This is a genomic window from Pseudoxanthomonas wuyuanensis, from assembly GCF_900215535.1.
GTDB classification, from domain to species: domain Bacteria; phylum Pseudomonadota; class Gammaproteobacteria; order Xanthomonadales; family Xanthomonadaceae; genus Pseudoxanthomonas_A; species Pseudoxanthomonas_A wuyuanensis.
In genome coordinates, this window is the sequence record NZ_OCND01000001.1 from 930476 (window position 1) to 943302 (window position 12827).

9 protein-coding genes are annotated in these 12827 nt (G+C 65.4%); 2 read left to right on the plus strand and 7 right to left on the minus strand.

What is annotated here, in order from left to right; translation table 11 throughout:
* Window position 1: 1 nt before the first annotated feature.
* From nirB to CRO39_RS03935, 7 genes are all read right to left on the minus strand, one after another.
* Window positions 2–2467 carry a nitrite reductase large subunit NirB gene (nirB, locus tag CRO39_RS03905; RefSeq protein ID WP_097120524.1) on the minus strand — a complete coding sequence of 822 codons (2466 nt, stop codon included), beginning with the start codon at window positions 2465–2467 and terminating at the stop codon, window positions 2–4.
* A gap of 61 nt (window positions 2468–2528) precedes the next feature.
* A complete protein-coding gene (locus CRO39_RS03910; protein ID WP_097120525.1) occupies window positions 2529–3734 on the minus strand; it encodes an alginate export family protein in 1206 nt (401 codons plus the stop codon).
* Window positions 3735–3786: 52 nt separating this feature from the next.
* Window positions 3787–5484 (minus strand): ABC transporter ATP-binding protein, encoded by a 1698-nt coding sequence (locus tag CRO39_RS03915; protein WP_097120526.1) that lies wholly within the window; start codon window positions 5482–5484, stop codon window positions 3787–3789.
* Window positions 5485–5488: 4 nt separating this feature from the next.
* Window positions 5489–6391 carry an ABC transporter permease gene (locus CRO39_RS03920; protein WP_202926260.1) on the minus strand — a complete coding sequence of 301 codons (903 nt, stop codon included), beginning with the start codon at window positions 6389–6391 and terminating at the stop codon, window positions 5489–5491.
* Window positions 6392–6531: 140 nt separating this feature from the next.
* Window positions 6532–7905 (minus strand): CmpA/NrtA family ABC transporter substrate-binding protein, encoded by a 1374-nt coding sequence (locus tag CRO39_RS03925; RefSeq protein WP_217991832.1) that lies wholly within the window; start codon window positions 7903–7905, stop codon window positions 6532–6534.
* A 644-nt stretch (window positions 7906–8549) separates the two neighbouring features.
* Window positions 8550–9626, minus strand: a complete 1077-nt coding sequence (locus tag CRO39_RS03930; protein ID WP_097120529.1) for a CmpA/NrtA family ABC transporter substrate-binding protein — start codon at window positions 9624–9626, stop codon at window positions 8550–8552.
* A 7-nt stretch (window positions 9627–9633) separates the two neighbouring features.
* Complete coding sequence (locus CRO39_RS03935; RefSeq protein WP_097120783.1) at window positions 9634–10206, minus strand: ANTAR domain-containing response regulator; 573 nt, start codon at window positions 10204–10206, stop codon at window positions 9634–9636.
* Between the two features lie 88 nt (window positions 10207–10294).
* Here CRO39_RS03935 and CRO39_RS03940 point away from each other — a divergent pair, with 88 nt between their 5' ends.
* Entirely contained in the window at window positions 10295–11281 is a 987-nt protein-coding gene (locus tag CRO39_RS03940; protein WP_097120530.1) for an NAD(P)-dependent oxidoreductase, read from the plus strand.
* A 142-nt stretch (window positions 11282–11423) separates the two neighbouring features.
* Window positions 11424–12824, plus strand: coding sequence for an oxygen-independent coproporphyrinogen III oxidase (gene hemN, locus CRO39_RS03945; protein ID WP_097120784.1), 1401 nt, complete (start codon window positions 11424–11426; stop codon window positions 12822–12824).
* Window positions 12825–12827: the final 3 nt, after the last annotated feature.

Consider the following 12827-nt stretch of genomic DNA (forward strand, 5'->3'; position numbering starts at 1 on the left):
CTCAGCCCTCCACTTCGGCGGGAATGCGCTTGGCCAGGCGCAGCGGCTGGTACTCGCGCGGCTTGTCGCCGGCGATGCGCGCCGCCCACGGATCCGGCAGGCCTTCCAGCGCGTACAGCAGGCGCTCGTACAGGGCCTGGCGGTTTTCCGCATCGTCGACCACGCGTTTGCGGATGTAGTCCATGCCGACCCGATCGATGTAATGCACGGTGCGGTCCAGGTAGTACGCTTCTTCGCGGTACAACTGCAGGAAGGCGCCGGTGTACTGCTTGACCTCGTCGCTGGTTTTCACTTTTACCAGGAACTGCGCGACTTCGGTCTTGATGCCGCCGTTGCCGCCGATGTGGATTTCCCAACCCGAATCCACCGCAATGATGCCCACGTCCTTGATGCCGGACTCGGCGCAGTTGCGCGGGCAGCCGGACACCGCCAGCTTGACCTTGTGCGGGCTCCACATGTTGGCCAGCATGGTTTCCAGATCGATACCCATCTGCGTGCTGTTCTGCGTGCCGAAGCGGCAGAACTCGCTGCCTACGCAGGTCTTCACCGTACGGATGGATTTTCCGTAGGCGTGCCCGGACTTCATGCCCAGATCCTTCCAGACATCGACCAGGTCCTCCTTCTTCACCCCCAGCAGATCGATGCGCTGCCCGCCGGTCACCTTGACCATCGGCACGGCGTACTTGTCGGCGACATCGGCGATGCGGCGCAGTTCTGAAGCATTGGTCACGCCGCCCTTCATCTGCGGAATCACCGAGAAGGTGCCGTCCTTCTGGATGTTGGCGTGCGCGCGTTCGTTGATGAAGCGCGACTGCGGGTCGTCCACCGCCTCGCGCGGCCAGGTGGAGATCAGGTAGTAGTTGATCGCCGGCCGGCAGGTCGCGCAGCCATTGGGACTGCGCCATTCCAGGAACGCGTACACCGCCTGATGGGTCAGCAGCTTGTGCTCGCGGATCGCCTGCCGCACCTCGCCGTGGGTGCGGTCGGTGCAGGCGCAGACCGCCTTGGTCTTCGGTGTTTCCTGGAAGTTGGAACCCAGGCTGTTCATCAGGATCTGTTCGACCAGGCCGGTACAGGAACCGCAGGAGCTGGCCGCCTTGGTGTGCTTCTTGACATCGTCGACCGTGAACAGGCCCTGCTCGTTGATGGCCCTGACAATCGTGCCCTTGCACACGCCGTTGCAACCGCAGACCTCGTCGCTGTCGCTCATCGCGCTGGCGCGGTCCTGCCCGGCGGTGCCGGCATCGCCCAGCGCCTTTTCGCCGAACATCAACTGATCGCGGCGCTCATCGACGCGGGCGCCGTCCTTGAGCAGCTTGAAGTACCAGCCGCCGTCGCCGGTATCGCCGTACAGGCAGGCGCCGATCAGCTTGTCGTCCTTGATGACCAGCTTCTTGTAGACGCCACCGGCCGGATCCGACAGCACGATTTCCTCGCTGCCGTCGCCGCCCATGAAGTTGCCGGCCGAGAACAGATCGATGCCGGTGACCTTGAGCTTGGTCGACGATACCGAACCGCTGTACATGCCGATGCCGTAGCTGGCCAGATGGTTGGCGCAGATCCTGGCCTGCTCGAACAGCGGCGCCACCAGGCCGTAGGCGATGCCGCGGTGGCTGGCGCATTCGCCCACGGCGTACACGCGCGGGTCGTAGGTCTGCAGTGTGTCGCTGACCACGATGCCGCGCGTGCAATGGATGCCGGCCGCCTGCGCCAACTGCGTATTGGGGCGGATGCCGGCCGCCATCACCACCAGGTCGGCCAGCTCCTCGCTGCCGTCGGAAAACTTCACCGCCCGCACTTCGCCGTTTTCGTTGCCCAGCAATTCGGTGGTGGAGGTGTTGAGGCGGAATTTCAGGCCGCGGTCGCTGAGCGACTTCTCCAGCAACTGCCCGGCCACCGGATCCAGCTGGCGTTCCAGCAGCCAGCCGGCCAGGTGCACCACCGTCACCTCCATGCCGCGCAGCTTCAGGCCGTTGGCCGCTTCCAGGCCCAGCAGGCCGCCGCCGATCACCACCGCGTGCTGCTTCACTTTGGCGGTGTCTATCATGGTCTGGGTGTCGAAGATGTCGCGGTAGCTGATGACGCCTTTCAGGTCCTTGCCCGGCACCGGCAGGATGATCGGCAGCGAGCCGGTGGCCAGCAGCAGACGGTCGTATTCGGCCTCGGTGCCGTCGACCGCAATCACGCGCCGCTGCACGCGGTCGATCTTGGTCACTTCCTTGCCCAGGTGCAGGCGGATGCCGTTTTCGGCATACCAGTCCAGCGGGTTCAGCACGATGTCGTCGAAGGTCTGCTCGCCCGCCAGCACCGGAGACAGCAGGATGCGGTTGTAGTTGGGATGCGGTTCGGCGCCGAACACGGTGATGTCGTACATGTCCGGCGCCAGCTTCAGCAGCTCTTCCAGCGTGCGGATGCCCGCCATGCCGTTGCCGATCAGCACCAATCTCGGTTTTTTCTGGGGATTCATACGCTATGCCCTGTTTGCCGAAACCCGCCCCGTGACCTGAAGGGCGGGCCCGATGATGGCTTCAGTAAGACCACTCGACCTGCAACCACGTCTTGCGCGTGTCGGTGGAGAATCGGTCGGCGCGGTAATCGGCGTACTTGGCCAGCAGGTTGAACTTGCCGACCTTGGCGGTTGCGATCAAATCCAGTTCATCGCCGTAATCCTGCGACAGGCGATCGCTGTCGAACCGGTGCCAGACGGCGTTCACGCCGACGTTGCTGAGCTTTCCGAGCTGCTTGCGATTCCAGCCGAGCGAAAAATACGCGTCGCGCAAGCCATTGGGAGGCGTGGTCAGGAACTGGTCGGCCCAGCCGTGGAATTTGTGCCCGGTGGCCAGCGGCGTCTGGAAGCTGGTCAGCGCCAGCCCGGTGTCCGCTCCCAGCACCTCGTAGCCGGCACCCAGCCGGACCGCGCCGATATCCACGCCGCCATCGGCCAGCCAATACTCGGCCGAATAATGGTTCGGGTTGTTCTGATAGTCGCTTTGCCCGGCGTAACTGAGCGCGTAGTTCAGTTTGACGGCGGCGAACGGACGTACGCCCGCAAAGCGCACGCCATAGGTCTGGCTGGACAATCGCCGCCCGAACACCGCGGCTTCGTCCTGATCGATCAGATAGGTGAACGCGCTCAGCGTCCCCCATGGGGTCGGGTAGGAAAGATTGCCCAGAAAATTGTCGCCGTCGATCGCCTGCTGGCGCGCTCCGGTGCCATCTTTCCCCCAGATCGTGCGCACGCTCCAGACATAGCTGGCATCCAGCTTCAACTTGCCCGGGCCGTTCCATTCCACCCGCGCCGCGTCGAACGTCTGCTCGTTGTCGCGCCAGCCGACCGCGCCGACAAAACGCTGGTCGTCCAGATTGATGCGCTGACGGCCTGCGGTCAGCACGGTGTTGCTGAAACCCTTGTACTGGACTTGCACCCGGTTCAATTCAAGATTCTCGGGGTCGGCCACCAGCGGATAGGCCGTTTTACCGTTGAGTCCACTGTTGTAGTGCTCGTCGATTGCTGCTGTCCCTTCCGCTTCGGCCAGGAAGGCGAATGCTCCGTTGCTGATCTCCGCGCCGACGCGTGCACGCAAGGTGATTGCCTCTGCATCGCGGGCAAGACCCGCCTGATCCACGAGTTCCTGGCGCAGACGCAGATCGACGATGGGCTTGACCGCGGTTTCGGCCGCGAACGCGGGGGCGGATAGCAGCAGACCACTGATTATCGAAAACGCTGTTTTCATTCCGGTCTCTTGATGGTGGCCATGGGTGGGATGGACGATTTGCCGGGCGGGCTCAGGCGGCATCGAGATGGGCGCCATGCTCGTAATCGGCGAGAAACTGCAGGACTTCTTCGCGGTAGGCGTAGAACCTGGGATGTTCCAGCAACGCCTTGCGATCGCGCGGCCGCGGCAGATCGATCTTGAGGATCTTGCCGATGGTGGCATTGGGGCCATTGCTCATCATCACTACGCGGTCCGCCAGCAGGATGGCTTCATCGACGTCGTGGGTGACGCAGATGGCGGTGACCTGGGTGCGTTGCCATACCTCCATCAGTACGTTCTGCAAGTCCCAGCGGGTGAGGCTGTCGAGCATTCCGAACGGCTCGTCCAGCAGCATCAGCTTCGGCGACAGGGCGAAGGCGCGGGCAATGCCCACGCGCTGGCGCATGCCGCTGGACATCTCCGACGTCAGCTTGTTCAGGCTGTCGCCCAAGCCGACGCGTTGCAGGTAGTACTCGACAATGTCGCTGCGTTCGGCGGCGCTGGCATGCGGGTAGACCCGTTCCACGCCGATGCTCACGTTCTGGCGTGCGCTCAGCCAAGGCATCAGACTGGGGGCCTGGAACACCACGCCCTTGTCCGGCCCGGCGCTGTCGATTTCATGCCCGTCCAGCGCGATGCCGCCGCCGGAAACGGAACTCAATCCCGCGGCCATGTTCAGCACCGTCGATTTACCGCAGCCGGAATGACCGATCAGCGAAACGAATTCGCCGCGGTCCATCATCAGGTTGAAATCCTGTACGACGGTCAGCGGTCCGTTGCGGGTGGGATAGGTCTTGCTGACATTGAACAGTTCCAGATACCGACGCTGCACCGCCGAACGGCTCGCCTCCGTGTAGGCCTTGGGCAGACGCGCGATCTGGATGGGCTTCACCTTGGGCAAGGCCGTTCTTGACGGGACTGCCTCGCCGATCGTTACCCCACGGGTACGGTTCAGACTGTCCAGACAGGCGACGATCCGGTTGCGCAGCGCGGTATAGGCCGGATCGTGGTTGAGCGCGGCACGTACGCGCGGCCGTTGCAGCGGCACATCGAACAGGTGCCCGATGCGGCTGCCGGCAGGATCGGGCTGCAGCACCGCGATGCGGTCGGCCAGCAACAGGGCTTCGTCCACATCGTTGGTGACCAGGACGATGGTGCGTTTTTCCTGGCCGCGGATGCGTTCGATTTCGTCTTGCAGGCGCGCCCGGGTCAGGGCGTCCAGCGCCGAAAGCGGCTCATCCAGCAACAGGATTTCCGGGCGCATGGCCAGGGCGCGGGCGACGGCGACGCGCTGGCGCATGCCGCCGGACAATTGTGCGGGCTTGCGCTCGCGTGCGTGGGCAAGGCCCACCAGGTCGATGGTGGCGTGGGTCAGTGCGCGCCGTTCTTTCCGATCCAGGCTTTTATGCACCGCATCTACCGCCAGCCGGACATTGCCTTCCACGCTCAGCCACGGCATCAGCGAGTAGGACTGGAACACCAGGCCGCGCTCGGCGCTGGGTCCATTCGATACCTCGCCCTTGACCAGGATTTGGCCGCTGTCGGGTTGAATCAAGCCGGCCAGCAATGAAATCAGGGTGGTCTTGCCGGTGCCGGAGAACCCCAGGATGGCGATGAATTCGCCTTCGTTGACCGACAGGTTCACTCCACCCAGCACGGCCTGCTGCTTGCCTTGGCCGGTGTAGGCCTTGCTGACGTCACGCAGTTGCAGGATCGGCGCAGGATTCATGTCATCAACTCCGCGCATCGCGGCCGGCCAGCTTCTGCAGCACCAGCATGACGCGGTCCAGGCCGAACCCGATCAGGCCGATCACGATGACCGCCACCATGATCCGCGACAGCGATTTTTCGCTGCCGTTCTGGAACTCGTCCCAGACGAATTTTCCCAGTCCGGGGTTCTGCGCCAGCATCTCCGCCGCGATCAGCACCATCCAGCCCACGCCCAGCGACAGGCGCATGCCGGTAAAGATGTACGGCAACGCCGATGGCAACACCAGCTTGGTCAGCTTGGCGCGCCAGGTCAGCCGCAGGACGCGGCCTACGTTGAGCAGGTCCTTGTCGATGGAGGCCGTGCCGATGGCCGTATTGATCAGGGTCGGCCAGAGCGAGCACATCATCACCACGATTGCGGAGATGACGAAGCTCTTGGGCAAGGCCGGATCGTCGCCGCTGATCGAAGCCGAGACCACCATCGTCACGATAGGCAGCCAGGCGAGCGGGCTGATCGGACGCATTACCTGCACCAGCGGATTGATCGCGGCGTTGAACCGCTTCGACATGCCGGCGACCAGGCCCAACGGGATGGCGACCAGCGAGGCCAAGGTGACGCCCATCGCCACCGTCTTGAGCGAGGTGAAGATTTGATCGACGAAGGTCGGCGGACCGGAATAACGCTGGCCGTCGGCCACCGCTGCCGCGGCATCGGCGCGCGCGGCGGAGTATTCGACCAGCAGACCCTTGAACGCGTCCCAGACATCGCCGGGACCCGGCAGCGCGCCCAGCGAGGTCTGCACCATCGGCGCCAGTGCTGTCCACAGGCCCAGGAATGCGAGCACCCCCACCACCGGAGGCCAGGCGGCGTCGAACCACTCCCTGCCCGGCGGCAGTTTCACCCTCAGCTTCGGGCGCTTGCGCATGGCTGCCTCCCCGGCGGGCACCGCAGCCGCGCCTGCGACGGCTGCACCAACGGCAACCGTCCCCACCGGCGGCTCGACTTCCGCGCTCTTCGCCGCCAACTCGTCTTTTGCCAATGTCGCAGCTGTCATGGCGCCGGCCCTCACTTGACACCCGCAGGTGTGACGGTCTGGCCCTGCTTCAGGCCGATGGCAAAGCCCCCGGCATAGGCAGCCGGCTGCTTGGCATCGAAGACCACGCCGTCGATCGCCGGTTGGGTATAGACCCGGAAGCCATCGGTCTGGGGAAAGTCGGCCGGCTCAGCCTTGCCGTCGGCGATCAGCGATTCGGCGGCCAGCAGGTACAGATCGGGGCGGTAAGCCGCTTTGGCGGTGTCGAAATACCACTGATCGGGCTTGGCTTCGGCGATCTGCCCCCAGCGGCGCATCTGGGTCAGGTACCAGATCGCGTCCGAGTAGTAGGGATAGCTGGCATATTGGCTGAAGAACAGATTGAAAACCGGCGTGTCGCGGGTATCGCCTTGGCCAAAGGTGAACTTGCCGGTCATCGACGCCATCAGCACCTTTTCGTCGGCGCCGACATATTTCGACTGGGCCAGGATCTTGACCGCTTCGGCCCGGTTCTTGCCGTCGTCGGCATCGAGCCACTTGGCAGCGCGGATCAGCGCGCGCAGCAAGGCCTGGGTGGTCTTGGGGTTCTTGCTGGCAAAATCCTCGGTCAGACCGAAGACCTTCTCGCCGGTCAGTCCGGCGATATCCGGATCGACGATGATCGGCACGCCGATCTTCTTCGCCACCGCGGCCTGGTTCCAGGGTTCACCCACCGAATAGCCGTCGATGGTGCCGGCCTCCAGCGTGGTCGGCATCTGCGGCGGCGGCGTGACCGAGAGCTGGACTTCCGCGCCGGTAGTGCCGGCGGTATCGCCGGGCAGGTAATAGCCGGGGTTCAAGCCACCGGCTGCCAACCAGTAGCGCAGCGCGTAGTTGTGGGTCGAAACCGGGAAGACCATGCCCATCTTGAAGGGCTTGCCCTGCGACTTCATCCTGGCGACCACCGGCTTGAGCGCGGCGGCGGAAACCGGGTGGACGATCTTGCCGTCCGCGTCCTTCGGCAGATCCGCTGCGATCTGGTCGTAGACGCGGTTCGAAATCGTCACGCCCTTGCCGTTTATGTCGAGCGACAGCGGCGCGATGATCTTCACCTTCGAGCCTATCCCCGCCGCCGAGGCGATAGGCTGGCCCGCCAGCATATGCGCACCGTCGAGCTGGCCGTCGGCCACGCCGTCCAGCAGTACCTTCCAGTTGGCCTGCGGCTCCAGCGCCACGCTCAGGCCTTCTTCAGCAAAAAAACCTTTTTCCTTGGCGATCGCCAACGGCGCCATGTCGGTGAGCTTGATGAAGCCCAGCTTGAGATTGGGTTTTTCGACCCCCGTGGTGCTGGCGGCAGGCTTGGCGACCGGAGCCGAAGCCGTGTCCGAGCCGCAGGATGTGATCAGCGACGCTGCGGCCAGGCTCATAGCAAGACTGGCGATGAGTACGAATTTGCTGTGCATGAAAAGCCTCGCATCGTGAAGAAGGTCTGCTGGAACTGAAAACAAAAACGGCGTGCTTCCAGCTTTCGCTGGGAGACGCCGTTGTCTTGGTAAGCAGGACCGCCATTGGCCCATCTACCGGATCGGGATTGTGGTGGGCCCGCCGTTGCGCCCACGGTGACTACATAGCAATCAGCGTGCCAACTTGTTTCCGCATTTTTCAGCCAGGCGTATCTCCATTAAATTCAATTGGTTGAGTAAACTATCTCGAATGGACATCGGATTGCGGGGAGGCCGGTCCCTCGCCGGCTTGCACTAATGCCGTGCGCGGACGCACTTGATTTGTGCGTTGCATCAATGGGATGAGCATCGAGGCGTACCGCTTCACGCAGGGCGGCCTTCGGCCGCTCATGCCGGCTGGTCAGTCGCGATGTGGGTGTTCGAGTCGCGACTCACCCGTGCCGGCATGCCGGCACGACTCCCACAAGGAAGATTGCTCCCACACGGAAACACTGCTCCGATAAGGCGGCATCGACCCGGCAAGGCCCTGGTGGCGCCTCAGTGCGCGGTGCGTTCGTCCAGGCCTCACCGCTGCCGCTACGCGGCCGGCATACCCGCGAGGCCCGGTTCTACCGGAGCCGACTGTCGAATAGCAGGTTCTGGCGCGTGTCGGCGGCAGGAAGCGCGACGCCCAACTGCGCCGCGGCCTGGCGGTAGGTCTGCAAGCGGTGCACGTTGCCCAGCAAGGCATCGTCGGCGGCGGCCGCACCATCCGGCAGCAGGCCCCAACGGCGGAACTGCTGCAGGAACCAGCGGCCATCGGACTGCCAGGGAAAGTTGACCTGGCCATCGGCGTGGAAGCGCAGCCCCTGCCCGGGCGGGTCGCTGTCCACAGGCAGCAGGCAGGCGGCAATGCGTTCGGCCGGCAGATCGATCACGTCCGGATCGGCCAGCCAGTCCACCGCCTGCCGCCGGTTTCCCGGTTCATCCAGCCAGCGGCAGGCTTCCAGCAACGCCGCGGTCAGCGCGACCGCCGTTTCCGGATGCAGCGCGGCAAACTCGCGGCGACAGGCCAGCACCTTCTCCGGATGCCCCGGCCAGATCTGCCCGCTGCGGATCACCCGCTTACCGGCGCCGAGCGCTTCGGCCTGGGCCGCCCACGGTTCGCCGGCGCAGTAGCCGTCCAGTTCGCCACGCGCCAATGCCGCCGGCATCTGCGGCGGCGGCAACGTCACCCCGCGGATGTCGGCCATCGGGTCGACGCCTTGCGCGGCCAGCCAGTAGTACAGCCACATCGCATGGGTGCCGGTGGGAAAGGTCTGCGCGAATACCGGCCGCCGCGGCAGCGCCGCCAGCGCCTCGCGCAGCGGTACGCCTTGTTCCAGCTGCTGCGCCAGCGCTGGCGACAGCGTGATCGCCTGGCCGTTCTGGTTCAGCGTCAACAGGATGGCCAGTTCCGCCTGCGGACCGCCGATACCGGTTTCGACCCCGTAGACCAGTCCGGCCAGCGCGTGCACCGCGTCCAGTTCTCCCGACAGCAGCTTGTCGCGAATCGCTGCCCACGAGGCCTGCCGCTGCAGTTGCAGCTGCAGGCCGTGCTTGCTGTCCAGTCCCAGCCGCACCGCCGCCACCAGTGGCGCGCAGTCGATCAGCGGCATATAGCCCAGTCGCAGCGTTCGGATGTCGCGGTTGTCGTGTCCTGTCATGCGTACCTCATCCCAGCAGTTCGGCCATGGCGATGATTTGGCGCGCCACGTCCGCCAGCTTCAGTCCCTGTTTCATCGCCTGCTGGCGCAGGGCGGCATAGGCTTCGCTTTCGCTCATGCCGCGCTTTTCCATCAGCAGCCCCTTGGCCCGGTCGATCTGTTTGCGGTCCAGCAACTGCTGCTGCACTTCGTCGAGCTTGCGGCGGACATGCGACTGCTGCTCGAAGCGCGCCAGCGCCACCTGGATGATCGGCGCCAGCCGGGCGGGCGCCAGCCCGTCCACGACATAGGCGGTGACCCCTGCCCCGACCACCGCCCGGATCAACTGGTCGTCGCTGTCGCCGGAAAACATCACCACCGGCCGCGGCGCGTGACGGTGCATCACCGCCAGTTGTTCCAGGGTGTCGCGCGACGGCGATTCGACGTCGACGATGACCACGTCCGGTTGCAGCGATTCCACCGCCTTGAGCAGGCTGCTGGCCGATGCCACTTCCTGCAACACCTCATAGCCGGCCGCCAGCAGCGCTGCGCGCAGCTCGCCGATCGGCTTTTCGGTATCGTTGACCAGCAGAACGCGCAGCATTGCGGGCGGGAACCTCACGGGAACTGCCCTCATGTTGCCATGCAGCATCGCCGGTTGGCGAGCCATCCCCCGTCCAGGAGCGTCCATGCCGCTGTTTCCGTTGTTTGCCGATCTGTCGGGCCGCGAAGTGCTGGTGGTGGGCGGCGGCGAAGTCGCCCAGCGCAAGATAGAGGCGCTGTTGCAGGCCGGCGCGCAGGTCCAGGTCTACGCCGACGCGCTCAACCAGACGGTGGCGCAATGGTGGGCGCAGGGGCGGCTGCAACGCCGCGAAGGCGGTTTCGACCCGGCCTGGCTGGACCAGGTCTGGCTGCTGGTGGCGGCCACCGACGACCGCCCCTTCAACGCCGGGCTGGCGGCCGAAGCCGGCCGCCGCCGCCGGCTGGTCAATGTGGTCGACGACGCCGAGCTGTCCACCTTCCAGATTCCCGCGATTGTCGACCGCGACCCGCTGCTGGTGGCCATCTCCTCCGGCGGCGCGGCGCCGATGCTGGCGCGGCGGCTGCGCGAACAACTGGAAACGCTGCTGGATCATTCGCTGGGCGATTTGGCCGCACTGTTCGCGCGCCACCGTGCCGCCATCCGCGCGCGGCTGCCGCAACTGGCGCAGCGACGGCGCTGGTTCGACCAGGTGATCGACGGCCCGGTGCCGGTGCTGCTGCGGGCCGGACAGCGCGAAGCGGCCGAGGCAGCCTTCCAGACCGCCTTGCAGGCCAGCGCCGACACGACCAGCGCCGGCAGCGTAACGCTGGTCGGTGCCGGCAATGGCGACCCCGGCCTGCTGACGCTGAATGCGCTGCGTGCGCTGAACCAGGCCGACCTGCTTGTGGTGGACGACGCCGTGGCGCCGGCCGTGCTGGCGCTGGCGCGCCGCGACGCCTCCCGCCTGCGGATGCCTGAGGATGACGATGCGCGGCTGGCGCTGCTGGTCCAGCACGCCACGGCCGGCCAGCGCGTGGTCTGCCTGAAACCGGGCAACGCCTTCCAGCTTCCGCCCGACATGCAACTGGCGGACGAACTGGAGCGACGGCGGATCGCCTGCGAAGTGATTGCCGGGATCGACGCGGCAGCGTAGCGGCAGGCCGGCGCGCCGCTGATGCGTCAGGATCCGGCTGATGCTTCCCACCAGCAGGCCGCTTGCCGCCGTTGGCGCAGCAAAGCGTTCCCGGTTGATGCAGATCAAGGACAGCCGCAACGGCAATGCCTACCTTGGCGCCATGAGTTCGCTCGCCTCCCTGTTCGACCCCGATCTGCTGCGCCGTTACGACCGGCCCGGACCGCGCTACACCTCCTACCCCACTGCGCCGCAGTTCTCGGCGCAGTTCCAGGAGAACGAGCTGCGCGAAGTGGCGGCGGTCACCAATGGCGATCCGATTCCGCGCCCGCTTTCCCTGTATGTCCACATTCCGTTCTGCACCAGTCCGTGCTTCTACTGCGGCTGCAACCGCATCATCACCCGCGACCGCTCGCGCGGCGACAGCTACCTGACCCGGCTGTACCGGGAAGTCTGCATGATGTCGACGCTGTTCGACCGCGACCGGCAGGTCTCCCAGCTGCATTTCGGCGGCGGCACGCCCAACTTCCTGGCCGCCGACCAGATTGCCGAAGTGGTGGATGTGCTGCGCCGCCACTTTTCCTTCGCCGCACCGAGGGAACTGGATTGTTCCATCGAACTGGACCCGCGCTTCATCTCCCCTGCCGAGATCGGCGTGCTGGCCGACGCCGGCTTCAACCGCGCCAGCCTGGGCGTGCAGGATTTCGACCCGGTCGTGCAACAGGCGGTCAACCGCATCCAGAGCGTGGAGGAAACGCTGGCCATCATCGAGGCCTGCCGCCTGCACCGGTTCCGCTCGGTCAACGTGGATCTGATTTACGGATTGCCGTTGCAGACCCGCGAAGGCTTCGACCGCACGCTGGATATCACCCTGGCCGCGCGGCCGGACCGGCTGGCCATCTACAGCTACGCCCATCTGCCGGCGATGTTCCGGCCGCAGCAGCGCATCCGCGCCGAGGATCTGCCCTCGCCGGAGCTCAAGCTGGACCTGCTGCGCTGCGCCATCGAGCGACTGGGCGAAGCCGGCTACGTCTATATCGGCATGGATCATTTCGCACTGCCGGAGGACGATCTGGCGCAAGCGCAGAGCCGCGGCGATCTGCATCGCAACTTCATGGGGTATTCGACCCACGCCGAAAGCGACCTGGTCGGGCTGGGGGTCAGCGCCATCAGCCATATCGGCGCCAGCTTCAGCCAGAATCCGCGCGATATCGGCAGTTGGGAGCAGGCCATCGACCAGGGCCGGCTGCCGGTCTGGCGCGGCATGCGCCTGGACCAGGACGATCTGCTGCGCGCGGACGTCATCCAGCAGCTGATGTGCCATGGCAGCATCGATTTCCGCGAAATCGAGCGCCGCCACGTCATCGATTTCGGCGACTACTTCGGCGATGCGCTGCAGCAGCTGCTGCCGCTGCAGGCCGACGGGCTGGTCGAACTGAGCCCGGACGGCCTGCGCAGCACCTCGCGCGGCAGGTTGTTGTTGCGTATCATCGCCATGTGCTTCGACCGTTATCTCCCCGCTCATACAGAGGCCGCCGCACCGCGTTTTTCGCGGACCGTCTGAGCG

Excerpts from the sequence above, each read along its gene's own strand:
- hemN (WP_097120784.1), top strand. The coding sequence starts at position 11,424 with ATGAGTTCGCTCGCCTCCCTGTTCGACCCCGATCTGCTGCGCCGTTAC.
- CRO39_RS03915 (WP_097120526.1), bottom strand. The coding sequence starts at position 5,484 with ATGAATCCTGCGCCGATCCTGCAACTGCGTGACGTCAGCAAGGCCTAC.
- CRO39_RS03920 (WP_202926260.1), bottom strand. The coding sequence starts at position 6,391 with ATGCGCAAGCGCCCGAAGCTGAGGGTGAAACTGCCGCCGGGCAGGGAG.
- nirB (WP_097120524.1), bottom strand. The coding sequence starts at position 2,467 with ATGAATCCCCAGAAAAAACCGAGATTGGTGCTGATCGGCAACGGCATG.
- CRO39_RS03940 (WP_097120530.1), top strand. The coding sequence starts at position 10,295 with ATGCCGCTGTTTCCGTTGTTTGCCGATCTGTCGGGCCGCGAAGTGCTG.
- CRO39_RS03910 (WP_097120525.1), bottom strand. The coding sequence starts at position 3,734 with ATGAAAACAGCGTTTTCGATAATCAGTGGTCTGCTGCTATCCGCCCCC.
- CRO39_RS03925 (WP_217991832.1), bottom strand. The coding sequence starts at position 7,905 with ATGAGCCTGGCCGCAGCGTCGCTGATCACATCCTGCGGCTCGGACACG.
- CRO39_RS03930 (WP_097120529.1), bottom strand. The coding sequence starts at position 9,626 with ATGACAGGACACGACAACCGCGACATCCGAACGCTGCGACTGGGCTAT.